This is a genomic window from Oceanobacillus sp. FSL K6-2867 (genome assembly GCF_037963145.1).
In the GTDB taxonomy this organism is placed as follows: Bacteria; Bacillota; Bacilli; order Bacillales; family Amphibacillaceae; genus Oceanobacillus.
Map to the genome: position 1 here is coordinate 2,590,731 of NZ_CP150144.1, position 24,261 is coordinate 2,614,991.

A 24,261-nucleotide genomic window follows, 5' to 3' on the forward strand; every position below is an offset into this window, starting at 1 on the left:
GAAGAGTTTATTATGAAAAAGAAGGGGGAGAGCTTCGTGCAAATCAAAGAAGTGGCAAAACAGTTAAATACTACACCTCGGGCAATCCGTTTTTATGAAGAAAAAGGGCTAATCGCACCAAAAAAAGATGCCGAAAATGAGTATCGCTATTTTTCCGGGAAAGATATAGAGCGGTTAAGTATAATTCTAGCATTGCGGGAAATCGGCGTACCTGTAAAAGGGATTAGAAAGGCACTGGAAAATCCAGACTTGACAATTAAGGAATATTTGCATGCGCAGCGTACGGCGCTCGTTGTACAGTGGTTAGAAATCAAGGATATGATAGAAGCAATTGATCAGATGGTGGAAGGTTCAAATTGCAATATTTATGAGCTGGCACAGCAATTAAAGGAAATGAAAAATCTTCGAAAAGGCTGGGAGGATAAGTGGGATTTTAATAGCTGGGCAGAGGATTTTGACAGCCATATTAAGCGCGAGGGTCATGGCTTCAATGTCCATCAAGATTATGATGAGGCACTTAAAAGGATTGTGCAGACGATACAGCTGGATAAACATGCAATCTGTGCAGATATTGGAATTGGCACAGGAAACCTCGGAGCGAAATTTTCAGCAAAAGGAATCCATGTTATTGGGATTGACCAATCTGAGAAAATGCTAGAAATATGTAAAGAAAAGCATCCGGAGATTGAGGTGCACTATGGTCACTTTCTAGCGCTGCCTTTATTGGATCAGCAGGTAGATACTGTTATTTCAAGCTATGCATTACATCACTTACCGGATTCGGAAAAGCTTTTAGCATTAACGGAAATAACGCGTGTGTTAAAACCAAATGGTCAAATTTGCATTGCAGATTTGATGTTCCTGGATAAGGCACATCGCAATGAGTTCATGAATAAACTTCGTGAGGAAGGAAATACCGAGGCACTCGAATCGATTGAGGATGAATTTTATGCAGATCGATCTTTATTAGTGAACTGGTTAGAAAAACATGGCTATGAAGTGAAAACCGTTATGTTTAATGATTTTTTGAGTATGATTTATGCGAAGAAAATTGACTGAGGAAACTAGTAATTTCAATTTTGCAGTCACTATTAATATGCTCACCCTTAAAAGCCGAATCAATTATTATGACTATTATTATTTTGAAAAGGGTAAAGAATAAGTAGTTTACTTTTTTAAGGGGGCACATTAATGAACAATCATATTGTTGGTATATACGATACGGAAGAACAAGCAGTGAAAGCTGTAGAACAATTAAAAAGCAAAGGCTATACAATCGATAAAATATCAATTATAGCCCAAAATACAAATATGCTGAAAGAGTCGGCTGAAGAAATCAGTCCTTCCACTACGGATGGAGCTGTTGCTGGGGCAGCGGCTGGAGGAGCTATCGGGGTAACCGGGCTCTTTATCGGATTAAGTGCACTAGCAATTCCAGGAATCGGGCCAGTCATCGCTGCAGGGCCGATTATAACTACACTTGGAGGTGCAGCAGCTGGTGCCGCTTCCGGTGCAGGTGGATTGAAACATGCTTTATTGGAAATAGGTGTCTCGAATGAAGAAGCAGAGCGCTACTCGAATGATGTGAAAGAGGGTAAAATCCTTGTGTTTTTACATCCTAAAGAGTGATCAAAGCTTTATCTAAAATATTTTACCGGACAGGAGGTTTCATAAATAATAAGTTTATAAAATAAAAGGGCATATTATGGATGGGAGGTGGCTTTTAAGCTGATAACCACCTCTCTTTATATGCGTATAACCTCAGTTAAAATTATTGAAAATAAACAATACTTATTTTATGGTAGACTTTAAGTAAGTATTTTATAATAACCCATTAAGATTCGTAATATTATGTTGCTGCCTTAAGAATACTGTACTAAGGCTGTTAGTTAAATCTTGGGCTTATAAAAGGTAATTTAGGAGGGCTTATACTTGGTTGCAATTAAAAGCGCAGAAATAGAACATGTTCAAGGAATAGCACGCGTCTGCTGTGAGGGGTGTATGGATACATATAAAGGAATCAGGAGTCCGGAAAACATAGAAAGAAACAATCAACGTTTCTATAATCGTGAGCGTATATTGGGGGAAATAGGCGAAAGCGCTGGCTGGGATGGCTATATTGTAGCTCTTGATCAAAATGAAGTTGTAGGAGCAATTGGCGGAGGAATGCTGGATAATAAAGAAAGTGAAGTGTATGTACTATATTTGGACCCGAATAGGCGTGGGGAGGGAATAGGGACAAAGCTATTGGATTTTTTAACAGATATTCAGCGTAAGAAAGGCGCAAAGAAGCAGTGGGTTTCTGTGCAAAAAGGAAATATGAAAGGTATTCCATTCTATGAAAGAAGAGGGTTTCGTAAAGTTGCTGAACAGCCAGCATATTCAAACGCGGGGAATGAGGATTATCTTTCATTAAGATATTTGCGCGAAATCTAAATGATACCGTGAGGAGAAAAATAAATGAAACATGCTTTAGTAGTTGGAGGAACTGGAATGTTAGCAGACGTATCCATTTGGTTGCTCGATCAAGGCTATCATGTGTCAATCATTGCTAGAAATTCCGTGCGCCTGCATCAGCTTATGGAACGAACAAGCTTTAAAAATAAACTCACACCACTCCTTGTTGATTATAGAAATAGCGATGAATTACAACAGCAAGTCCATACGACAATCGAGCAAAACGGGGAGATTAATTTAATAGTAGCCTGGATTCACGCCAAGGCTCCAGATGCACTTGAAGTCATAGCAAAAGAGGTATCAGCTCACACCGCTGATTTGGAATTATTCCATGTTTTAGGAAGCAGCAAAGACTTAAGTAAAACCAAACAAGAAGCAACTTTTACCAAAGATTCTACCTATTATCAAGTTCGCTTGGGCTTTGTAATAAAAAATAATTATTCCAGATGGCTAACAAACAAAGAAATTTCAAGTGGAGTAATTGAAGCTTTAAAGCAAAAAGATACGATACGAACAATTGGCCAAATAGAGCCCTGGGAAAGACGACCCTAGAATGTAAAGCAAGCTTATGACCTTGGCAGAAATAGACAAAAAGAGCTAACATGCTCCATTAAAATTGAAACCTTTCTCTGAAAGATTGCGTATAAGTTAATATACAAAATAAGAGAGCGAAATAGATGATTTGTTCCTTTTAATTTGGTAAATATAAGTCGGGATATAATATTTTTTACATAAAGTGGCGAGGAAAGTGGTAATTAATTCCGCTGCAATTTCAGTCGCAACACTAATTCATGAGTTAATGATTGAGGCATTTATAGAATATAAGAATGAAATCCCTCCAACAAGTGCTTTAGATGAAACTGTTCAGTCAGTTTCAGACGCATTAGAAAAAGGAGAAAAAGCGCTAATCGCTTCTGAAGAAAATAAACCAGTTGGTATGGTGCGATTTCAATTAAAAAATGACTGATCAGTTATTCCAGAAAAACAAGGACAAGGCATAGCAAAAAAGATATTAAAGTCTTTAGAGGATTATGCTAATAAAGTTGGGATATCTACAATTTTATGTAAAGTTCGTATGAGTGTACCAAAGAATATACAGTTATATAGTTCCATAGGTTATGCTGTTTACGATGAAGATATTTTACATAAACCAAATGGGATAAATGTTAAAGTTGTTACAATGAAGAAAGGACCTTAGTCGCTCCATTATAGGGCACTATAATGGAATAACAACCAGTGCCATCTCGCAAAAAGGACTAATTTCATGAACAGCAATTACTTAAGGAATTAGATATTTATGTTAAAGTATAAGGAAGATAATTTAATAATAGATCATTTAAAAAACGAATAAGGGAAAGGGGATTAAAAATGGAGGTCAAATATCCAATTGGGAAATTACAAGTTCCTAAAAAGGTAACATTGGAAAATATCCAAGAATGGCTAAAAGAAATTGAAACTTACACGATTCGATTAAGAGAAACTGTTGACTCATTAAGTGATGAGGAATTAAGCAGAACATATCGTGATGGCAGCTGGACAGTTCGCGAGCTTGTTCATCACATTGCTGATTCTCAGTTGAACATGTATCAACGTTTGAAGCTGGCTTTAACAGATGATAATCCCACAGTGCCGAATTTTGACCAAGACCAGTGGGCTATTCTATCGGACACAACACTTCCTGTAGAGAGTTCTATTAAAATGTTGGAAGGTATTAATGAACGAATCGTATCTTTAGGAAATAGTTTAACTGAAGAGCAATTAGATTTAGCGTTTACTCATCAGAAAAACGGTAAAATAACAGTTGCAACAAAGATTGCAAAATTAGCTTGGCACGAAGAGCACCACTTAGCCCATATAAAAATCGCGTTATCAGAATAATACAGTAACTATGAAAATGGCTTATGAACGGACTATAAGCCATTTTAAAAATAATCGTTAAAAAACAATCATTTGGAAACATATGCAGGAAAATAATATACAAATAGATGTTGCTTGTAAGTTTTCCAGCTGGCAATATTAAATATTGATAAAATACAAGATTAACCCGATGGAGGTGCACACCTTGAAAAAATATATTACTTTTGTGGTGAGTTTTCTTCTTGCGTATACATTGTTGCAAATTTTGTCTGGAATGCTGCTTACGTTCACTTATACACCCGACATTGCAGAAGCCTGGAATCAGAGTGGTATGCTAGCGCAGGAGACAATTATTAGCAGTGGTCAACCATCAATCTTACTATCATTAATAATTTCCTTGTTTGCTGCATCTGTTGCATATTTTATCGTAAATAAATTTAAGAAGATAAATCCATAGTAGACAATAGGTAGTTATTCAGATGAGCTGCCTAATTTTTTACGTAATATATTCTGAAACTTCAAAATATGATTCTGGATGTGTACCAATGCCTAGAGAAAGGGAAAACATTTGGGTGAGGATATTAAACTGGAGGGCTTTTGGGAGAAAGGGCTTAAATTATGTATAGAAGATGTGGAGGAGTTTACTCGATTGGCGAAAGTAATCAAAAGGTAATCGTTTCACAGTTCTTAGGATTAAAGATCAGCAAGGGCTGCTGCACATATAGGAGGAATGATTATGAAGGCTGTAAGGGTTTATCATTATGATGCGTTTTGTAAAGAGCCGAATAAAGGAAACCCCGCAGGAGTTGTTTTAAACGGAGATGCATTAACAGATGCACAGATGCAGGAAATTGCGTTTAAAGTGGGATTTAATGAAACGGCATTTCCGGTTAAATCAGAGGCAGCGGATTTTAAAATACGTTTTTTTACGCCTGGCCATGAAATGAATTTGTGTGGGCACGCAACGATGGCAACGGTTTATGCATTAAAGACGAAGGGGCTATTAGGCGAAAAAACAGACTTAACCATTGAAACGAAGGCAGGAATTTTACCTATTACGATTGACGATGATGCGAAGAAAGATATTAAGATAACAATGAACCAGGCACCACCACAGTTTAAAAGCTTCAAAGGATCAAAAGAAGCTTTAGCCAAATCAATCGGATTGGAGACAAAGGATATAGATGATAAGTTACCAATTGCTTATGGCAGTACAGGTACATGGACCTTGTTAATACCAATAAAAGGTGTACATGTTTTTAAGAAAATGAAGCCAAATAATGAATTTTTTCCTGATATTTTAAAAGAGATGCCTAAGTCATCTGTACATCCCTTTTGTACAGAAACATATCATGCTGATGCTGATATGCATGCCAGACATTTCTCTTCACCATACTCAGGCACGATGGAAGACGCTGTAACTGGTACTGCATCTGGCGTGATGGGTGCATATTATGCTGAATACATAAATGGAGGTTTTAAAGAGCCTCTAAGGCTTGTAGTGGAGCAGGGACATGAAATAGGCAGAGATGGGCGAGTGGAAGTACAGGTAGATAGGTATGGAAAGTCTTATACGATTAGAATTAATGGAAATGCAGTGTATGTAAATGACTTCGATATAGAAATAGAAAGCAGCCATGAAGTGAAAACTAGTTAGTGAAATTGAAAAAATGTCTCTGCCCAAAGCGCTCAGCAATTCAGCTGGGCGTTATCTTTTTGATGCGGATTAATTTGAATTATTTATACGATGAACGTAATAATCTGCCACAACTATTCCCAATAAAATACATAAATCGTCAAAATTTCATAGTCAATAATGAATACGCAGTAAAATTTTCCATAATTATGTAAAAAATTAAGATTTTCTGCTAAAATAGACCAAGCTCTACAGTAGCAGGGGCATATTCTGTTGTATAATTATCTTTATAGGGGGAGGGGCATATGGATAAAAAGATTGGACATCGAATCAAATATCATCGACTAAAGTCGAGAATGACACAAACAGAATTATCAAATGGAGTCATTTCCGTTTCCTACTTATCCAAAATAGAGAATGGAGAAGTAGAGCCTCGTCAGGAAGTTGTCAGTTTATTATCGAAAAAGCTAAACATGGAATTAGAAGCAGATGAACATAATGGTATCGAATTTTTTAAAGCATGGTTTCGTCATTTATTGGTTGGTAACCGAAAGGAAGCTGTAAAAGGGTATCAGCACATGAAAGGGCACATGAATATTGCAGATACCTCATATCGAAATATAATCGATATCCATAGGCTAAGCTATTACATACTAATTAACGATAAAGCTAATAAGGAAAAGCAGTATAAATATTTACACAGTATATCGCATAGCTTCACAGAAGCAGAAACCTATTATTGGTATAAATTTATGGGCGATTATCATTTTTCCTTGTTATCTTTTAAAAAGGCATTATCCTTTTATCAGCGTGCAGAAGATTATTTAAGATATCCTATCTATTCATTGAAGGATGAAGAAAATGACCTGTATTATTTAATTGCATTATCGGCTAGTAAACTGCGACAGACACATCATACATTTTCATACGCTACTAAAGCGTTAGACTATTATCAGAAGGTATATAACCTAAAAAGGTGTGCAGAATGTCATATTCTTTTAGGGATATCCTATCGCAGGACATATGAACTGGATAAGGCTAAGGAAAGCTATCAATTAGCAGCTACGATTGCAGAGCTTGCCAATGAACATTCCCTATACGCGCTATGTAATCAAAATTTAGGAAAAGTGTACTCTCTGTTAAATAAGTCAGAGGAAGCAATTGGATACTATTTGAAGAGCTATGAACTGCATGCCAGTGAATCGATTAGTGACCAAATTGTTCCTGTATCAAGCTTGATGAAAGAATTTTACCAAAAAAGGGATTATACAAATGCAGATAAATGGCTGCAAAAAGGGCTCGATTTGTCGGAGAGCTTAACACCTTTAGATTCCATTTATGTTTATGAATTTAAAGTGTACTGGTACTTGATACATGGAATTGAAGATAGAGAATTCGTAAGTTTAATTACAAAGAAAGTATTGCCTTTCTTGGATGAGATACAATTACCATATGAGAAATATAAGTATTTAAAGATTTTAGCAGATTACTATTTTGATAATCGAAAATATAAATTAGCTGCAAGCTATTATAATTATGCTAATAGTGTACTTAGTGGGGTTTACAAGGAAAGGTGGTGAGGATGTTGAAGAAGGTAATTACATTACTTTCCTTGGCATTGATACTTTTTTTTGCTTCAGAAAGCTGGGTGCAGCCTACAACAATCGAGGTGGTAACCGAAGAGGGAGTTCCTCCGTTAAACGATAAAGAGCCTAAACCAAAAAGCCGTGGATAATGTATCCGTATATATCACATATTTAGAGCTGTAATAGTATATTTTTAAGTGTAATACATAAAGGAGCTGTCCTTGCGATAGGATAGCTCCCTTACGTTTTAGGAAATATATTGAACTGGTATATTATCTATGGAAATAATCTACTAATCCATCAGTAATTGCTGTTGCAACTTGATTTTGGTATGCAGCTGTTTGAACAGTAGCTAAATCATTTGGATTGGTAATAAATCCAAGCTCTATTAAAACAGATGGTGCAGTTGTACCGCGAAGTACGCTGAAGTTACGTTGCATAATACCGCGATTATCCAAGCTTACGGTAGAAGCTAGTGCCGATTGAATATTTTGTGCTAAGCCCCGGTCAGAGCCATTGCCAAAATAAGTAGTTACCCCATTGACCCCAATTGTAGGAAAGGAATCATAATGCAGGCTGACAAAAGCATCTGTTTGATAGGAATTACTAATGTCTGCACGTTCATCAAGTGATACGAAATAATCACCATTACGAGTAACAATAACAGTTGCCCCGGCATTTCGCAGTTGTTCTGCTACTTTAACTGCTGTATCCGATACAAGATCCTTCTCATAGATTCCGTTAAGTCCAACTGCTCCAGGATCTTTTCCACCATGTCCAGGATCAAGCACGATATTGTAGCCTTCTAATGAATCTGATGTGACTTCAGGCGCGTTATTATTCGTATTATTGCTTGTATTATTCGGTTCGGATGCTTGTTCGCTATTTGACGAGGTGTTCGTTAACCATGCAGCAATCCATCCTGCCTGACCATTTCCTAATTTAATTTGATGCCAATCACCGTTTGTTTCTACTACGTTGTATGTATCTCCTGCTGATGACGATCCTATAACATTGTAATTCGTACCAGGACCTGAACGTAAACGTACACTATTTGCTGTGACTGTGATCGAATCCGACGTTGTTACAGATTGTGTATTAGCTGAACTCCCTTGGCTAGTATTCGTAATTGGAATTAGATGGTGCTTCGCAACCCAAGCTACATTTCCGCCGTAATAGGTTTGTACCCACCCGTGTTTCTCCTGGAATGCCATTACATTATTCCCTTTACTTAATACGCCAATGATTTCACCATCAGAAGCAGGTTCACTTCGAACATTTAATACCGAAGAATAAACCTCATAAGATTGACCTTCATTGGCATGTGTTAAACCGGGAACAAGAAGTGATCCCATTATCAGAAAACCAATGCCGATGAATAATTGTCGTAAATACCTCATTTGCTCCTCCTTTTGTCGAAAATAATTTTCCATAGATTAATAATAATAGTTAATACTTTCCTTAACAAGGGGAATTTAAACATTTTTCAGCAAAAACCGTGCTAAGTAACTAGTATTCGAGAATATAACTCCCTGTTTTTCATGTGAATAGAGATGAACTACCTAAACTTTAATTGATTACTAGGTACGTAGAATTAATAATTAGCCTGTCCGTAATTACTAGAAAATATACGTACTGTCAATAACAAAAGTGCAAGCTTTGGTACCTGCTTTCACGACAAGGCTATAGTGCGATTAAACCTCATGCCTTAGCCAGCCGGCAAATCTTCTTTATCCTGTCATGAGGTGAGGGAAGTCTTGCTAACCTTCAGTTCTTTATGGACGAGGCCGTTTTGGCAGCTGATTTATCCACAGTATTCTAATTTTATAGCTTCCTGCCAAATAAAAAAACACGTTGAACAGTCAACGTGCTTCCTCTTTTATAAGTAATGATGCTGCCTTTAATGCTGGTTTATCCTGAAGAATTTCCCCTGGCTTACTTGCTTTTCCAATTACATAACCTTCAAAGGACATTTTATAAAACTGACAAATATAATTAAATTGCTGGACAAGTGGAAGCCCCTTTATTGTCGGCGTATCACCGCCAACCGCAATGAGGTAAACCTTTTTCTTTGATAATGCTTCTCGAAAGTGTGGATATGCTGGGTCTCTTAATATTTGCGACCAGCGGTCAATAAACGTTTTCATCGGTCCGGACATACTATACCAGTAAATGGGAGTAGCGAAAACGATAATTTCATGAGCTAGCATTTGATCAACGAGCCATTGATGGCTATCTTCATTTGGGTCAAACCCGTTGACATCATGGCGTTGATCGAGAATAGGGCTGACAGTGTAATCACGTAAGTAAATATGCGTTCCTTTCTCTTTTGGTACGGCCTGATGTGCCAAAAACTCTGTATTTCCATGAACACGGGTTGAACCGTGAAAGACGATTATCTCCATCACAAATCCTCCTCGAAGGTAAAAACTATAAGTCTAAGTGAAGCCTTCCAACGCAAAAAGGCTCCTAAGAAACCCTTTAGCAAATGCCAAGTTTTCTAACGTCATCCATAGTATATGAATCAACTGGCAATAAGATGTTAGTTTCACAGAAGATCTCTTCGAAGACTCTCTGCTCTCAGGTTTTTTTCAATGGACACTATTCAACAACAACAAAAGCGGAGTAGTTTTGGGAATGATGGTAAATTTGCTTGCGCTGATTTAGTGGTTAAGGCTGCTTTTGTATTTTATATAAAAAAGCGGGCATCCTGTGCAAGCCCGCTTATTATTCCATATAAAATTAAAATGTTCATTTTCTACATCGATTTAGTAGTTAGTCCCAAACCTCACTTGCGATAATAAGACTTATGCAAAGACTTATACAAAAAGCAATAATTGCGATTAACATGAATAATGCCTCCTTTATTCATAAGAAAAATACTAAATTATGTTAAGTTTATTATAATATATATTACATTTAAAAAGAACGACATATTTCTGAACGATAGAAAGATAATAGCTGTTTTTACCATTAAGGGAATTAATATCCCTAACTCTAAGCGTGAGAGAACCAAAATAAGTGAAGAGTAGGGATAAAACAGCTAGTTCAAGAGCCTTGGGGTCTCCCTATTGGTATTAACATTGAGTGGGGGAGGAAAGCCCCCCGCTGAATGAAGTTCCACTTTATGCAGGAATACGCTTTTGCTGCTGAACCAAAAAGAAAAACACCCCAAGTAAAACAACGATACCTCCTGCAATCTGCATAGCATTTACCCGCTCTCCTAATAACAGGACTGCTAATGCAGTGGCCCCAACTGGCTCCCCTAGAATACTCATAGAAATGGTTGTAGTATTGACGTAATTCAGCAGCCAATTATTGATTACATGGGAAATAGTAGGGACAATAGCTAGCAGTAGAAAAATTCCCCATTCACGTGACTCATACCCACTGAGCGAAATTCCGGCAATAAGGTTATAAATTGTCAGTGTAATCGATGCAAATAGGAAAACAGTAAAGCTATAAATCCAGTGAGAAAGCTTCCTTACTACATTTTGTCCAATCAGCAGATAACCAACCACAGCAATGACACTCAGGAAAGACAGAAGATCTCCAAGCACAGCCTCCTTGCTTAAGCCAAGATCACCCCAGCCAACCATGACTGCACCAATTACCGCAATCCCAACCGTTAATAATGCAGAAATGGTTGTTCGTTCTTTGTATATAAGAAAGCCTCCAATTAATGCGACAATCGGCTGCAAAGTAAGGATTATGGTGGAGCTTGCTACGGTTGTTAGCTGTAACGATCCAAACCATAGGGCAAAATGCAATGCTAGAAACAGCCCAGAAAACATCAAAAGTAAAAAGTCTCGTTTGGAAATAAGCAGAAACTCTTTTCTTCTTTTCCATACAAATGGCAGCAATAAAATAGATGCAAACCACATACGATACATACTTGAGATCGTAGCAGGTGCATCAGACCATTTTACAAAAATGGCAGAAAAGGATATAGCTATAATCGATACGACTAATGGTATACCGATTTTTTTATTTGATTTTGCTTCTTCTTGCAATTCTTACTCGCACTCCTTCATTGATCTGTTAAACATGTTTACTAGTATAACATGTGTGAGGTGTTTTGAGTTTAGGATTTTTAAGCGGGAAGTAATGGAAGAGGCAGCCATTAGCATAGCTGCCTCTAAAAAAATTAAGCGCGAAGCCATTTCCAGATCTCACCTGGAGTAGCATTTTTTCCATACATTAAAATACCTACTTTAAAGATTTTTCCAGCAAGCTTCATGAAGATCCAGACACTTGCTATAATGACAATGAGGGAGATAATAATCTCAATCCAAGGCCACTGTTCCAGTGTAGAGAGGCGCATAATAAGCACGCCTGGTGCTGTAAATGGAATGTACGTACCAATTTGTGCAACAATCCCGCTTGGATCATTAAAAACAGGTCCCATAATAACAAGTGGTGCAAATGGCAGCATCATCACAAATCCCTGGAAGTTCCCAGCAGTTGTAATATCTGACATCGTTGCACCAATACCGACAAAGATGGATGCAAACATCAGATAACTTAAAATAGCAATGAAAACAAGTAAAATGGTTTCGGGAACAAGTAAGTATTCCATAATCGGAATATCTAATTTCCAGACTGCAAATGGCAATAGGACGACAAAGAAAACTACTACTTGAATGATACCTAAAACAAAATAGCCGACAATTTTCCCTTGCATTAAGTCAGATGGTGTTAAGGACGAAAGAATAATTTCAGCGATTTTATCCTTCTTCTCCTGTGATGCACTTTGGAAGGTTGCCATCCCCGTCATAATAACAGAAAACATAATAATTCCAGCAAAAATACCAGGTACCACACGTTCCATCGGATCGGCTGCAAGTTCAGTTTCTACTTCTTTTGATGCATTACCATCTTCATTTGCAGCAGTACCCTCCATTGTTATTTCTTCAAAAGTGATTCCTTGCAGCAGACTTGCTGTTTCTTCTTCTGTTAAACCAAACTGTTCAATTTTTAATGCTTGCAGTGGAGTGGTTAATACTTGAGCTTGATTGATAAAGAACTGGTCAATCTCATCACTTGTATAAACGGGAACGACACCCTTCTCGATTGCTTGATCATTAATAAATAGGAATGCTGTATTTTCGCTAGCTTCTAAGATTGATTCCACATCTGCTTCATCAATATCTGTTTGCTCCATTTCCCAGTCCAAGTCACTTTGACTAATCGTTTCCTCTAATGCTGGATAAATATCTGTTTGGTCATTAACGTATACGGTTGTTGCTGCAGGATTATCATCATCTGATCCACCAAACAAGCTGCCGATAAATCCGAAGGCAAGAATCAGGATAGGGGTTAAAAATAGCCCGATTAGAAAGGTCTTATTTTTCATATTTCGTTTAATTTCCCATTTTGCTACTTTCATCGTATTACGCATGAAGCTCACCTGCTTCCTGTAATAGGTTTTTATCTGTTGCAATATCAATAAATATTTCATGAAGCGATATCCGGTCGATAGTTAGTTCGTGTATGACGAGCTGTTCTGGTAAATGCTTTAGCCAGCTGGCAGGGTGGATGTCACTTGCTAAATAGAGAATGGATTTGTCATCCTCTTGCTCAACGCGCTGAACACCGGGAAGGCGTACCAAGTCATCGTAAGTATTTTTTCCGTGAATGGTACATTTAAAATTGGCATATTGGGTTTTCACGTCATCCATTGTTCCATAAATCACCTTCTGTCCTCGGTGAATCATAAAGAGACGATCCGCCATTTCTTCTACAAGATTCATTTGATGGGATGATAGTAAGATAGCAGTTCCTTTTTCCGCCAGGCTGCGAATTTCCTGCTTGAACAACTCTTGACTTACAGGATCGAGTCCGGAAAATGGTTCATCCAATATGAGCAGCTCTGGTTCATGAATGACAGATGCGATAAACTGCACCTTTTGCCCCATCCCTTTGGAAAGTTCTTCAACAGAAACCTTATCCTTACCTTCTAGGTCAAATTTTTTCAAGTAGTCCAGCGCGCGCTCTTTTGCCTTGTCTAGCGGGTAGTCTTTTAGCTCGGCTAAATAGAGCAGAATATCCATTACGTTGACATTTTTATAGAGACCGCGTTCCTCTGGTAAATAGCCAATTTTATTGCGCGGAATATCTTTCCCATTGCTATTTAGGAATTCAATCGAACCAGCATCTGGATACATAATCCCCATAATATTACGGATTGTTGTTGACTTCCCGGCCCCATTTGGCCCAAGAATTGCCATGATTTCACCTTCACGAACATCGAAGCTAATGTCTTTAATAATTTGCTTGTCTTTAAAAGCCTTTTCTAAGTTTTTTACCGATAACATTGTTTCCATTGTTATGGATTCACCCTTTCTTTTTTACTACATCATTTCGGATTAGAAATACTCCATCAAATAGAAGTGGAACTCCTATGCCATCTTTTTCAGCATGGATATGGAGATGGGGCTCGGAGGTGTTTCCGGAATTTCCAATTTGACCGATCTGTTCACCAGCTTCTATTCGTTCACCTGCTGCAACCGTAATACTTCCTTCCAACAAATGAGCGTTATACAGAATAAAGTCCGCCTCATCGCATTCGATAGCAACAAAATTTCCCATTGGTTGATCCGGGTTTGATTTTGGTGGTATTAAATCAGGTGAGTTATTTTTTGTTTCCACTACACTTCCACTACATGCACTGTAGAGTACATCCCCATAAATTTCATAGTTATCGAGTTTTTTCGGGTAAATACCATTTGCTCGTGTACCAAAGGGATTTAATTTTACAATGTCAAGCGCATACTGTTGAGGCTCATAGGCATTGTGATAGTTTATCTGTGTCGCGCTGCCACCATGTGCAATATAATAAGACCCGTCCTTTAATGGAAAAGCAAGATCAATGGGTTCATCCTCTGTGGAATAACCACTCACACTAGAAGTCGTATATAGGCCAAAAATAAGTAATAATACGATATTAAATCCTCTTGAAAATTTTTGGCTCCTGTTAAGCTTCGTACGGAACGGAAGTGATTTGGTATTTTTCCAAGACAGATAAATAGCAGGAATTAACAAAAGCACCCATACATACTTCAGGTATATTCCTACCCAATCCCATCGCCCTGAAAGAAATAGCCATGTAATAAATACAACGGTAAATAGTAACTGGATGACCCAATCAAGGCGGGTTGGATATTTTGTTTTCCATAAAGATAAAATAAAAGCGACGGGTAGGATAACCTGTATGACAAATACTTGGATAATAGCTAAAGTCATCGATTACACCTTCCTTTATCTAGTGGGTGACAGTAACGACGTAATAATCTCTTCCAAATCAAGTGAAGATTGGTTCGTCCATTGTAAACCTTTTTCTCGTAAATAGTGTTCCGTTGCTTCTGGATGATTGGATACCACTTGAATACGATCCCGAAAAACTTCACCAGGAATAGATGATTCAGTTAGTTCGCTGCGTAACCAATAACGCTTGTAGCGTTCTGTCAGTGCTTCTTTTTCAAAGTTCCCTACCATCTCCCCATTACGTAATACGAATAGATAGTCAGAAAGTTTCTTAATATCTTCAATTTGATGACTTGCTATAACAATGGAGCGTTCCCCTTGTTCCATCCAGTCTACTAGAACGTCCATAAGGTGAGTTTTCGCTGGAATATCAAGGTATGCTGTCGGTTCATCCAAAAGTAATAAAGCAGTATTCCTTGGAATGGTCAGTGCAAGTGTGAGTTTCTGCTGTGACCCTTGAGAAAGTTTGGAAAAGCGTTGATCCAAAGGAACAGCAAAACGTTCAACAAGGCGGTGGAAAAGCTGTTCATCCCAATGTTCGTAAAGTGGGGCAATAAAACCTTTTAATTTCTCTCCAGTAAAAGCGTCCCATCCGATCATTTTTTGTGACTGATAGGCAACAAATGATTTCCATTGCTCTTCATCACCAGAAACATTTTGATTAAATAAATTAATACTGCCACTGTCAGTATTTGCTAGATTCATCATCAGCTTCATTAATGTACTTTTTCCAGAGCCATTATTGCCAACAAGTGATGTAATTGTTCCGGGTTCAATTGTTAAATTGATTGGTCCAAGATGAAAATTATCTATTTTCTTTTTTACCTGGGTTATCTCTGCAAAAGGTTTCAACGTTTACTCTCCCTTCTTATAGTTCATCAGAATGTTATGGAAGATTTCTTCAATCTGCTCAGTCGTATAGTTATAGCTCATTGCTGTTTCTACAGATCTTTCAAATGTTTCATAGACAGATCTTATCTTCACTTGCTGTTTCAAGGCGTCCTCAATGTCACATACAAAAGTTCCTTTTCCTTGCTTCGTTTCAATAAATCCTTGATATTCTAAATTTTGATAGGCACGTCGAATCGTAATCACACTTATTTCAAGATCCTTTGCAAGTCCCCGAATAGATGGAAGTGCTGTACCTGCTTGAATATGCCCACTAGCGATTAATGCCTTTAACTGATGTTCGATCTGATGGTATATAGGTTCACGGGATTCGTTGGAAAGATGAATCGGCAGCTGCAAAGCACACACACCCCTTTCTAAAAAACATTAGCTTAAAGATAATCAAGCTTTTCCATCGTTTTTTTCAATGAACGAGGCCAATAAAAGAAGCCAAATCCAGTGAGGAAGATGGATACAAGAGTTGATAAGAGCGGAAACTCTTGGGCAATTCGAATCGTCCATTCTACAAATCCGACATCTAACACAGCATGAAAGAGAGTTAAGATCGCTGCTCCAAGAAGTATAAAAAAGAGACTAGATCCTAATAATGTTTTCCAATTGATAATATCTCCTCCATCACTTGCAGGTAAGATGAATCCAATATATATACCAATTGCTAGCCATAAAATGACGAAAGCAAGATAAGCGCTAAGCTCCAGGTTGCGAGTTTCCGGTGTCAGTATGTACAAGCATAGTAATAAGGTGAGCTGAAACGGAAAAGAATAAAAAGAATGAAAGATAAATCGACTCTTCACAATAACATCTTTTCTAATTGGTAGCTGCTGAAGCATAATCAAGGAAGGAGATGCCCAAATGTCTCCGCTGATTTTTTGTATATTGGTTTCTTTTGGTTTCATCCAAACTGGGAAAAGAAGAAAGAATATAATGAACAAAATATCCCCTACAACTGTTGTACCATCCTCTAAGATGGGGAGGAAAGCAAATATAATTACGATATATAGGAAATAAAGTATGTAGGAAATAACAGCATGACGTACAAAATTCTTCCATTCAATCCCTGCTAACCAGAAAGCCTGTTTCCACTCTTTCATAACAAATACCTCCCTGACTGTTATACTGTGTATATCTATATGAACAGTATATGACCTATAATTATCGCTGTCAATAATATTTCTGACATTTGCTAAAAGAAAAGAAGGGGGACGTCTTACTAAAGCTTAAGTTTGTTAGGATTATGATGCTTCTTTAATTTGAATATCTATAATAATCAAACCTGTTCAAAAAATGTTCACAACTTTGTTTCTAAAATGTGAATTACTTCACAAAGATATTTTCAAACTAAAAATATCTGTTATGATATAAGTGTAGTAAGGAAACGCCTTTACAATATATTGTGAAATGATGAACAAGTAAACAAATCAAATAAGAATATAAAAGGAGATGGATGGAATGATTATGAATTTTATTCGTAACAGTAAAGTAGCTGCAGGTATTTGGACTTTCTTAAGAATTTATATTGGTTACCAATGGATGACAGCAGGTTATGGAAAAATTACTGGCGGACAGTTTGATGCAAGTGGATTTATTCAAGGAGCAATTGCAAACTCTGCTGGTGAAGGAGCAACTGTTCAAGCATGGTGGGGAACATTTCTTGAAGCTGTCGCATTGCCACAGGCTGAATTGTTTACGTACGCGGTTATGTGGGGAGAATTGTTAGTAGGTATCGCACTTATCCTAGGAATTTTTACAAACTTTGCAGCTTTAATGGGAATTACAATGAACTTTGCGTTCCTTTTCAGTGGAACAGTAAGCACCAATGCACAAATGGTAGTAATCACTGTATTCCTTCTGGCTGCTGGTTATAATGCAGGCAGATATGGTTTAGATAGATGGATTCTTCCATACTTGAAACAAACAATTCAAAACAAGAAGAATAAAGTACAAAAAGAAGTTGCTGTTGCATCTTAATCGATTGAAATGCGCCTTACAAGGGAGATTCCCCTGTAAGGCGTGTTTTGTATGTGTTCATTCTTGTTTTGAAACAACAAATACATCTTCTATAGAAGTGATCACATTGAAGAAATGATAGCCAATAGACATAATCCAATGCTTATTCCAGAATATGAATTATACAACTAAAATCATACCAATCCCGGCAGTAGGACTTTTGATTTTCACATCTAACATAGCTAGTACAATTATAGTATTCTTGTCTGAATATGTTTAACTACGTGCTAGTTTGTGAAACATTAGTAATATAACCTTAAAAGGGAGATGACAAAATGAAACGTTGGGTAATGATTGTTTTCGCATTAATCTTAACTATGGTATTAACTGCGTGTGGAAATACGGGGGATGAGACAGATACAGAAACCGATAATGATGCACCGACTGAGGATGACGCGACCAATGAAGAAGGTGCGGAAGATCCAAATGCAACAGCAGAGGAAGAGGTCTTGGTTTCTTTGCAAAATGCAGAAGGTGAGGTAGTTGGAACGGCAACGCTAACGCCTGCCGATACGGGAGTAAACATAAAATTGGAAGGAGAAAATTTACCACCCGGAACAAAAGGATTCCATATTCATGAGGTTGGAAAATGTGATCCTCCAGATTTCGAATCTGCTGGTTCACACTATAATCCGACAGATGCTAAGCATGGATTTGATCATTCAGATGGGCCGCATGCAGGTGATTTAGAAAATATTGAAGTGGCTGATGATGGAACAGTAACAGCAGAAGTAACAGCTGATAAGCTTACATTAGATAGAGAAAGCGAAAATACATTGTATACTGAGGAAGGAACTGCATTGGTCATTCATTCTGATGCAGACGACTACACATCACAGCCCGCTGGTGATGCGGGAGATCGCATCGCATGTGGCGTGATTGGTCAATAAATATTACTTGAAATTGTCTCGGATTTGTGTATAATCAAAAGTAATTGCATAGAGAAGGTTTTCTAGGGTTCCGCAGCATCTACTGGTCTGGTCCGAGAGAAAATCCACAGTAATCAAACTGTGTCACGGAAGGATAAAAGCCTGGGAGAAACTGTTTAGCAGTTGCTCTGAGGCTTTTTTTAGGTTTTTTATGGACTTGTTCGGTTATAGACGCCATTTTACAGAAGGAAAGTTTTCTTGGCAAAAATAGGGGATGGAGGTGCTATTAATGAATGCGAATTGGGTGAAGGTTTTTATTGCAGCTTTTTTCGAAGTGTTTTGGGTGATTGGCTTAAAGCATGCATATGATTTTTGGACATGGGCTGGAACAGCTATTGCCATCTTTGTCAGCTTTTATTTAATGATAATGGCAGGGCGGAAGCTACCTGTTGGAACGGTTTATGCTGTATTCGTTGGATTAGGTACAGCTGGTACCGTGTTTTCCGAAATCTTATTATTTGGAGAACCGTTTAAACTGAGCAAAATACTGCTGATTTTACTTTTATTAGCAGGTGTTATTGGATTGAAATTAGTCACAGATGAAAAGGTACAGAAAGGAGATGTATCCTAATGGCTTGGGGTTCCTTAGTGTTAGCAGGGCTATTTGAAATGTTTGGTGTCGCTATGATTAATAAACTGCATCATGACCGTAATTGGCAATCTTTTCTCTTGTTAATTGGCGGATTTGGAGCAAGCTTTATATTTCTTTCTTATGCAATGGAAACATTGCCGATGGGTACTGCCTATGCTGTATGGACAGGGATAGGTGCCTCTGGTGGTGCTATACTTGGAATGATTTTGTATGGGGAATCAAAAGACTGGAAACGAATTTTATTTATAGCAATGGTTTTAGGAGCGGCGATTGGGCTAAAATTAATCTCTTAGTGAAAACAGATTGGAAATTATAGAAGAAAAGGTGCATATATGCGGCATATATGTGCCTTTTCGTAATTGCTTCAAAAAAATTTCGAAACTCGAATTGTTTGCATATTAATTTTGCAGTGACTCATGTATAATAGGATGTTAGCAAAGTAGAAAGGAAGTCGTTTATGAGGCCGGAATCTAAAATAAATACTGCGGAAACTCGCGAGAAGATATGGACACGTGATTTCGTGTTTATTTGTTTAGCAAACTTTTTTGTGTTTTTTGGCTTTCAAATGACACTTCCAACGCTCCCATTGTTTGTAAAAGAATTGGGCGGCAGTGATCAGCTAGTCGGAATAGTGGTAGGGATTTTTACATTTTCTGCCCTGATATTTCGTCCGTATGCAGGTCATGCTCTTGAGTCAAAAGGAAGAGGATTTGTCTATATGGTTGGGTTAGCAGTCTTCGTTCTCTCTGTAGGAGCTTATGCCTTTATTGCCAGTATTGTTCTATTATTTATTATTCGAATCGTACAAGGAATTGGCTGGGGGCTATCAACCACGGCAGGTGGAACAATTGCTACCGATATAATTCCACCTGCCCGTCGTGGAGAGGGAATGGGGTACTTTGGCTTGTCCGGCAACCTAGCATTAGCATTTGGTCCAGCGCTCGGTTTAACGTTAGTTGGGATTATCTCCTTTTCAGAGCTTTTCTTAATTTGTGCAGCGCTTGGTCTTGTTGCATTCCTTATCGCTTCGAGGATACGCTATCGAAAAGTCGACTATTCAGAGCATAAAACCACTACAGTTAAGTTTGATATTTTCGAAAAAACAGCATTACAGCCATCGGTGCTATTATTTTTCATCACTGCGACATTTGGTGGGATTGCAACATTTCTTCCAATTTATGCGATCGAAAAAAACGTAGAAGGTATACAGCTCTACTTTCTTGTTTATGCTATCTTTTTAATGATATCTCGAACGTTTTCAGGTCAAATTTATGATCGAAAAGGTCATTTGTATGTATTTTTACCTGGAACAATACTTATTTTCATTGCGATGCTCTTATTAGCATGGCTCCCAAGTACGGTCGCTTTGCTGATTGCTGCTGGTTTATATGGACTTGGATTTGGCAGTGTGCAGCCCGCATTGCAAGCATGGTCGGTTGAGAAGGCCCCGGCCCACCGAAAAGGAATGGCCAATGCAACCTTCTACTCATTTTTTGATTTAGGTATTGGAATTGGAGCTATCGCCTTTGGCCAGCTTGCATATTTCTTAGGCTATGGATCTATTTACATTGTTTCAGCTGGATCAGTTATGCTGTCCATAATGTTATACATTTACTTATACATGAGAGCGAAAAGACGGACATAAAAAAACGACGTATGCTTGACATTCAATTTAGGTTTTGCTGAATGCTGGGCTTGCGGATTATAATTAGGATAATTTCACAATTGCAGCTCCCTCGTTTACAATAAACCTAAAGAAATTTTTAAACGGATTTTTTGACATCCTTATAGAAGGTAGGTAACACGTATTTTGAAAAAAATAAGTGATATAAATATCCAAAAATTGTTCCCGCCGACTATTTATAAGCGCGGAAAGGATTATTATAAACAAAATAAAGTGAGCGATCTTTTATATGATATCAATTACCAAGTTTGGACGGCCACCGTACATGGATCAGAAGATTACTTTGTAGAAATCAATATGAAGGATTATACAAATGGATCAATTGATACGTATTGCGACTGCCCTGCTTTTGAAACCTTTGGTACGTGTAAACATATCGCAGCTGCGTTAATGCAGATTGCGAATAAAGAGCAGCCTGTTTCGAGTGGACCATCCAAACCAAATTATGAACTTACAAATAGTTTTATCCAGGCATTGCGTACATTGCCACAGCAACAATCACAGCCAGAAATATTGCCAAATAAACTTCCGATGCATGTGGAATATTACTGCAGCTGGGGGTATGAACATCAATTGCGAATTGAGTTACGGACTGGGGAGAAGCATTGCTATGTTGTAAAGGATGCGTACCAATTTCTTGATAACGTCTTACAAGGAAATGAATACTACTTTACCAAAAAGTTTATTTTTCATCCTGATACGCATTATTTTTTGCAAAAGGACATGGAGCTATTTGAAATGCTGTTGGCGATTAAACGTAATGAGGAAATGTATCAAGGAAACAGCAGGTTTCATTACGACGGAAATAGTTGGGATAAACGTTATATTGCAGTTCCGCCGCTTGCAGCGAAGGAGCTGCTTGAAAAGCTCTCTGAAAGAGATTTCACAGTAGAAACACAACTGAAAAGCTTTCAGCACGTTGGGGTGGAGAAGGATACACTGCCGTTTCGCTTTTCTCTGACAAAAAGCAATCAAAATGACCTGCTGATGAAGATGGCAGATGCAACCGATGCAACGTATTTTCCTTTTTATGAAATGATATTCCATAAAGGAGTTTTCTACTATCCAACAAAAGAGCAGGTACAAGTACTGGAAGAGATTACAAAGTTTGGAATGAATGATTTGCAATTACCGATTCCGAAAGCGCAAGCTGATGTTTTTCTATCAGAAGTACTTCCATCGCTGAAAAAACTTGGGGGGGTAGAGGTAGCAGAGTCAATCACAGAAGAAATTATTCAAGTGCCACTGCGTGCGAAGTTGTTTTTAGAGATAAAAGCTGATTGGATTATTGGGAGACTGGAATACCATTATGGTGAACATCTGATTGATCCGTTTAATGGACGGAAGGATAATGAACATCTTATTATTCGCGAAGTAGAAAAGGAACAGCAAATTATGCAGCTGATTGAGCAAGCAAATTTCCATTATAATGGGAAAGAGCTCTATATTGAAGCAGATGAAGAAGAGCTGTATGACTTTTTGTATTATATTATGCCAAGATTAGATAAAGAAGTGGAACTGTTTTTAACATCCGAAGTTCGTTCAATGATAATTGATAACGAACCACAGCCGAGTACGAACGTTCGTTTGGAAGGAAGCTCGAATTTATTAGAAATTGGCTTTGACATCAATGGAGTTGAGGATTCCGAAATCAATCACATTTTAAATGCGGTAATCGAGAAGAAACGTTATTATCGTCTGGGAAGTGGTGAGTTACTGTCATTAGAAGGGGAAGAATTCACCTCGATAAAGCGTTTGTTCGACGAGATGCACATTCACAAAGATGATTTGCTGAATGGACACGTTCAAATGCCGGTATACCGGGGGACACAGCTGGATGAGCTGATTGATACGAAAAAGAACTACGATCCGTCATTTCGTCAATTGCTCCATCAGTTGAAGTCCCCAGAAGAACAGGTATATGAGCTGCCGAAACAGCTGAATGCCTCACTTAGAAATTACCAGATGACTGGTTTCAGGTGGTTTAAGTCGCTGAGCAGTTATCATCTCGGTGGAATCTTAGCGGACGATATGGGGCTAGGCAAAACATTGCAAAGCATTGCATATATTGCGTCAGAAAAAGAACAAGAAGATACAGGACCACATCTAATTGTTGCGCCTTCCTCAGTTGTTTATAACTGGAAGAATGAATTTGGAAAATTTGCTCCGCATTTATCTGTCGCTGTGCTTACTGGAACTCCTGATGAACGGCATCACATGATTGAAGCTTCCGTTGATACGGACGTCTGGATTACTTCCTATGCGACGCTGAGGCAGGACATTGACATTTATCGCGAATTTTTATTTCAATCCATGATTTTGGATGAGGCGCAATATATTAAAAACTATGCGACAAAAACATCACGAGCCATACGGGAAATAAAAGCTGCACGTCGATTTGCATTAAGTGGGACACCGATTGAGAATGCAATTGATGAACTATGGGCTATTTTCCAAGTCGTATTACCCGGACTGATGCCAAATCAGCGGAGCTTTAAACAATTATCGAATGAAAAAATTGCAATGATTACACGGCCGTTTATTTTAAGAAGAATGAAAAAGGATGTGCTGAAAGAGCTTCCTGATAAAATTGAGTCTGTTCATGTCTCCGAGCTGACAAAGGAGCAAAAGGATTTATATGTTGGCTATTTAAGACAGGTACAGCAGGAAGCAGCGCAATCAATGCGGGAAAGTGGTTTCCAGCAAAACCGGATGAAAATCCTTGCGGGATTAACACGCCTTCGCCAGCTCTGCTGTCATCCTTCATTATTCATTGAGAATTATGAAGGCTACTCTGGAAAGCTGGAACAATTAATGGAAACAGTGAAAACAGCAATTGAAAGTGGAAAGCGTATGCTGATTTTTTCTCAGTTCACAAGCATGCATGAAATTATTAAAGAACGTTTAGAAAAAGAAGGGTTTGGCTATTTTTATCTTCATGGGCAAACTCCTGCAAAAGAGCGTGTGGAGATGAGTGAACGTTTTAATAATGGGGAGAATAGCATCTTTCTTATCTCTCTAAAAGCAGGTGGAACCGGGCTAAACTTGACTGGAGCTGATACCGTCATTTTATATGATTTATGGTGGAATCCTGCCGTTGAAGATCAGGCGACAGGACGTGCGCACCGATTCGGTCAGAAGAATGTGGTCCAGGTCATTCGACTTGTAACAGAGGGTACGATTGAAGAAAAAATATATGAACTTCAGCAGAAAAAACGTGAGCTGATCGACCAGGTTATCCAGCCAGGGGAAACTATGCTCTCTAGCTTAAGTGAGGACGATATTCGCAACCTTTTAAGTTTATAGCAGTTTAAGGCAGGCAGGAAAGTGATGTAGCT

At 38.1% G+C, this 24,261-nt stretch carries 26 protein-coding genes and 1 riboswitch; of the genes, 17 read left to right on the top strand and 9 right to left on the bottom strand.

All coding sequences use genetic code 11. The features are described from left to right. Window positions 1-12: 12 nt before the first annotated feature. The 11 genes from NSQ77_RS12700 (at window position 13) to NSQ77_RS12750 (ending at window position 7,685) form a co-directional block, all read left to right on the top strand. Window positions 13-1,059: a methyltransferase domain-containing protein gene (locus NSQ77_RS12700; protein ID WP_339226384.1), complete on the top strand. Its 1,047-nt coding sequence runs from the start codon at window positions 13-15 to the stop codon at window positions 1,057-1,059. Between the two features lie 132 nt (window positions 1,060-1,191). Beyond that, window positions 1,192-1,629 (top strand): general stress protein, encoded by a 438-nt coding sequence (locus tag NSQ77_RS12705; protein ID WP_339226385.1) that lies wholly within the window; start codon window positions 1,192-1,194, stop codon window positions 1,627-1,629. A gap of 303 nt (window positions 1,630-1,932) precedes the next feature. Further along, window positions 1,933-2,436 (top strand): GNAT family N-acetyltransferase, encoded by a 504-nt coding sequence (locus tag NSQ77_RS12710; protein WP_339226386.1) that lies wholly within the window; start codon window positions 1,933-1,935, stop codon window positions 2,434-2,436. A 24-nt stretch (window positions 2,437-2,460) separates the two neighbouring features. Further along, window positions 2,461-3,009, top strand: a complete 549-nt coding sequence (locus NSQ77_RS12715) for a short-chain dehydrogenase (protein ID WP_339226387.1) — start codon at window positions 2,461-2,463, stop codon at window positions 3,007-3,009. Between the two features lie 196 nt (window positions 3,010-3,205). Next, window positions 3,206-3,424, top strand: a complete 219-nt coding sequence (locus tag NSQ77_RS12720) for a hypothetical protein (protein WP_339226388.1) — start codon at window positions 3,206-3,208, stop codon at window positions 3,422-3,424. Window positions 3,425-3,430: 6 nt separating this feature from the next. Further along, window positions 3,431-3,655, top strand: coding sequence for a GNAT family N-acetyltransferase (locus NSQ77_RS12725; protein ID WP_339231009.1), 225 nt, complete (start codon window positions 3,431-3,433; stop codon window positions 3,653-3,655). Between the two features lie 170 nt (window positions 3,656-3,825). Next, window positions 3,826-4,335: a YfiT family bacillithiol transferase gene (locus tag NSQ77_RS12730; protein ID WP_339226389.1), complete on the top strand. Its 510-nt coding sequence runs from the start codon at window positions 3,826-3,828 to the stop codon at window positions 4,333-4,335. Window positions 4,336-4,519: 184 nt separating this feature from the next. Next, the gene (locus tag NSQ77_RS12735) at window positions 4,520-4,771 is read left to right on the top strand and encodes a hypothetical protein (RefSeq protein WP_339226390.1); all 252 of its coding nucleotides are present in this window, start codon (window positions 4,520-4,522) and stop codon (window positions 4,769-4,771) included. Window positions 4,772-5,050: 279 nt separating this feature from the next. Continuing rightward, complete coding sequence (locus NSQ77_RS12740) at window positions 5,051-5,971, top strand: PhzF family phenazine biosynthesis protein (RefSeq protein ID WP_339226391.1); 921 nt, start codon at window positions 5,051-5,053, stop codon at window positions 5,969-5,971. Between the two features lie 284 nt (window positions 5,972-6,255). Beyond that, window positions 6,256-7,530, top strand: a complete 1,275-nt coding sequence (locus NSQ77_RS12745; RefSeq protein ID WP_339226392.1) for a helix-turn-helix transcriptional regulator — start codon at window positions 6,256-6,258, stop codon at window positions 7,528-7,530. Between the two features lie 5 nt (window positions 7,531-7,535). Further along, window positions 7,536-7,685, top strand: coding sequence for a hypothetical protein (locus tag NSQ77_RS12750; protein ID WP_339226393.1), 150 nt, complete (start codon window positions 7,536-7,538; stop codon window positions 7,683-7,685). Between the two features lie 123 nt (window positions 7,686-7,808). On the opposite strand, the gene NSQ77_RS12755 is transcribed toward NSQ77_RS12750, so the two are convergent. The 9 genes from NSQ77_RS12755 to NSQ77_RS12795 form a co-directional block, all read right to left on the bottom strand. Beyond that, window positions 7,809-8,936, bottom strand: a complete 1,128-nt coding sequence (locus NSQ77_RS12755; RefSeq protein ID WP_339226394.1) for an N-acetylmuramoyl-L-alanine amidase — start codon at window positions 8,934-8,936, stop codon at window positions 7,809-7,811. 462 nt (window positions 8,937-9,398) lie between these two features. Then, a complete protein-coding gene (locus NSQ77_RS12760) occupies window positions 9,399-9,941 on the bottom strand; it encodes a flavodoxin family protein (RefSeq protein ID WP_339226396.1) in 543 nt (180 codons plus the stop codon). 720 nt (window positions 9,942-10,661) lie between these two features. After that, window positions 10,662-11,549, bottom strand: a complete 888-nt coding sequence (locus tag NSQ77_RS12765; RefSeq protein WP_339226397.1) for a DMT family transporter — start codon at window positions 11,547-11,549, stop codon at window positions 10,662-10,664. A 134-nt stretch (window positions 11,550-11,683) separates the two neighbouring features. Then, entirely contained in the window at window positions 11,684-12,937 is a 1,254-nt protein-coding gene (locus NSQ77_RS12770; RefSeq protein ID WP_339226398.1) for an ABC transporter permease, read from the bottom strand. Continuing rightward, complete coding sequence (locus tag NSQ77_RS12775) at window positions 12,930-13,862, bottom strand: ATP-binding cassette domain-containing protein (protein WP_339226399.1); 933 nt, start codon at window positions 13,860-13,862, stop codon at window positions 12,930-12,932. Before NSQ77_RS12775 ends, NSQ77_RS12770 begins: the two co-directional genes overlap by 8 nt. Window positions 13,863-13,872: 10 nt before the next feature. Further along, window positions 13,873-14,781 (bottom strand): M23 family metallopeptidase, encoded by a 909-nt coding sequence (locus NSQ77_RS12780; protein ID WP_339226400.1) that lies wholly within the window; start codon window positions 14,779-14,781, stop codon window positions 13,873-13,875. 15 nt (window positions 14,782-14,796) lie between these two features. Continuing rightward, window positions 14,797-15,654: an ABC transporter ATP-binding protein gene (locus NSQ77_RS12785; protein WP_339226401.1), complete on the bottom strand. Its 858-nt coding sequence runs from the start codon at window positions 15,652-15,654 to the stop codon at window positions 14,797-14,799. A 3-nt stretch (window positions 15,655-15,657) separates the two neighbouring features. Next, window positions 15,658-16,059, bottom strand: a complete 402-nt coding sequence (locus tag NSQ77_RS12790) for a GntR family transcriptional regulator (RefSeq protein ID WP_339226402.1) — start codon at window positions 16,057-16,059, stop codon at window positions 15,658-15,660. 23 nt (window positions 16,060-16,082) lie between these two features. Next, window positions 16,083-16,802 carry a hypothetical protein gene (locus NSQ77_RS12795; RefSeq protein WP_339226403.1) on the bottom strand — a complete coding sequence of 240 codons (720 nt, stop codon included), beginning with the start codon at window positions 16,800-16,802 and terminating at the stop codon, window positions 16,083-16,085. 358 nt (window positions 16,803-17,160) lie between these two features. Between NSQ77_RS12795 and NSQ77_RS12800 the strand changes: the two genes are divergently transcribed. The 6 genes from NSQ77_RS12800 (at window position 17,161) to NSQ77_RS12825 (ending at window position 24,229) form a co-directional block, all read left to right on the top strand. Then, window positions 17,161-17,679, top strand: a complete 519-nt coding sequence (locus tag NSQ77_RS12800) for a DoxX family protein (RefSeq protein WP_339226404.1) — start codon at window positions 17,161-17,163, stop codon at window positions 17,677-17,679. 314 nt (window positions 17,680-17,993) lie between these two features. Then, a complete protein-coding gene (locus NSQ77_RS12805; protein ID WP_339226405.1) occupies window positions 17,994-18,608 on the top strand; it encodes a superoxide dismutase family protein in 615 nt (204 codons plus the stop codon). 51 nt (window positions 18,609-18,659) lie between these two features. Next, window positions 18,660-18,758, top strand: a riboswitch (guanidine-I (ykkC/yxkD leader). Window positions 18,759-18,876: 118 nt separating this feature from the next. After that, window positions 18,877-19,218: a multidrug efflux SMR transporter gene (locus NSQ77_RS12810; protein ID WP_339226407.1), complete on the top strand. Its 342-nt coding sequence runs from the start codon at window positions 18,877-18,879 to the stop codon at window positions 19,216-19,218. Further along, the gene (locus NSQ77_RS12815) at window positions 19,218-19,532 is read left to right on the top strand and encodes a multidrug efflux SMR transporter (RefSeq protein ID WP_339226408.1); all 315 of its coding nucleotides are present in this window, start codon (window positions 19,218-19,220) and stop codon (window positions 19,530-19,532) included. The genes NSQ77_RS12810 and NSQ77_RS12815 overlap by 1 nt, the downstream gene beginning before the upstream one ends. A gap of 164 nt (window positions 19,533-19,696) precedes the next feature. Further along, the gene (locus NSQ77_RS12820) at window positions 19,697-20,884 is read left to right on the top strand and encodes an MFS transporter (protein WP_339226409.1); all 1,188 of its coding nucleotides are present in this window, start codon (window positions 19,697-19,699) and stop codon (window positions 20,882-20,884) included. Window positions 20,885-21,049: 165 nt separating this feature from the next. Continuing rightward, window positions 21,050-24,229, top strand: coding sequence for a DEAD/DEAH box helicase (locus NSQ77_RS12825; protein ID WP_339226410.1), 3,180 nt, complete (start codon window positions 21,050-21,052; stop codon window positions 24,227-24,229). Window positions 24,230-24,261 lie beyond the last annotated feature (32 nt).

Bases quoted from the DNA above. Each gene is read 5' to 3' on its own strand.
- NSQ77_RS12700 (WP_339226384.1), top strand. From the start codon at position 13: ATGAAAAAGAAGGGGGAGAGCTTCGTGCAAATCAAAGAAGTGGCAAAA.
- NSQ77_RS12705 (WP_339226385.1), top strand. From the start codon at position 1,192: ATGAACAATCATATTGTTGGTATATACGATACGGAAGAACAAGCAGTG.
- NSQ77_RS12715 (WP_339226387.1), top strand. From the start codon at position 2,461: ATGAAACATGCTTTAGTAGTTGGAGGAACTGGAATGTTAGCAGACGTA.
- NSQ77_RS12730 (WP_339226389.1), top strand. From the start codon at position 3,826: ATGGAGGTCAAATATCCAATTGGGAAATTACAAGTTCCTAAAAAGGTA.
- NSQ77_RS12740 (WP_339226391.1), top strand. From the start codon at position 5,051: ATGAAGGCTGTAAGGGTTTATCATTATGATGCGTTTTGTAAAGAGCCG.
- NSQ77_RS12745 (WP_339226392.1), top strand. From the start codon at position 6,256: ATGGATAAAAAGATTGGACATCGAATCAAATATCATCGACTAAAGTCG.
- NSQ77_RS12755 (WP_339226394.1), bottom strand. From the start codon at position 8,936: ATGAGGTATTTACGACAATTATTCATCGGCATTGGTTTTCTGATAATG.
- NSQ77_RS12760 (WP_339226396.1), bottom strand. From the start codon at position 9,941: ATGGAGATAATCGTCTTTCACGGTTCAACCCGTGTTCATGGAAATACA.
- NSQ77_RS12770 (WP_339226398.1), bottom strand. From the start codon at position 12,937: ATGCGTAATACGATGAAAGTAGCAAAATGGGAAATTAAACGAAATATG.
- NSQ77_RS12775 (WP_339226399.1), bottom strand. From the start codon at position 13,862: ATGGAAACAATGTTATCGGTAAAAAACTTAGAAAAGGCTTTTAAAGAC.
- NSQ77_RS12780 (WP_339226400.1), bottom strand. From the start codon at position 14,781: ATGACTTTAGCTATTATCCAAGTATTTGTCATACAGGTTATCCTACCC.
- NSQ77_RS12795 (WP_339226403.1), bottom strand. From the start codon at position 16,802: ATGAAAGAGTGGAAACAGGCTTTCTGGTTAGCAGGGATTGAATGGAAG.
- NSQ77_RS12800 (WP_339226404.1), top strand. From the start codon at position 17,161: ATGATTATGAATTTTATTCGTAACAGTAAAGTAGCTGCAGGTATTTGG.
- NSQ77_RS12805 (WP_339226405.1), top strand. From the start codon at position 17,994: ATGAAACGTTGGGTAATGATTGTTTTCGCATTAATCTTAACTATGGTA.
- NSQ77_RS12810 (WP_339226407.1), top strand. From the start codon at position 18,877: ATGAATGCGAATTGGGTGAAGGTTTTTATTGCAGCTTTTTTCGAAGTG.
- NSQ77_RS12815 (WP_339226408.1), top strand. From the start codon at position 19,218: ATGGCTTGGGGTTCCTTAGTGTTAGCAGGGCTATTTGAAATGTTTGGT.
- NSQ77_RS12820 (WP_339226409.1), top strand. From the start codon at position 19,697: ATGAGGCCGGAATCTAAAATAAATACTGCGGAAACTCGCGAGAAGATA.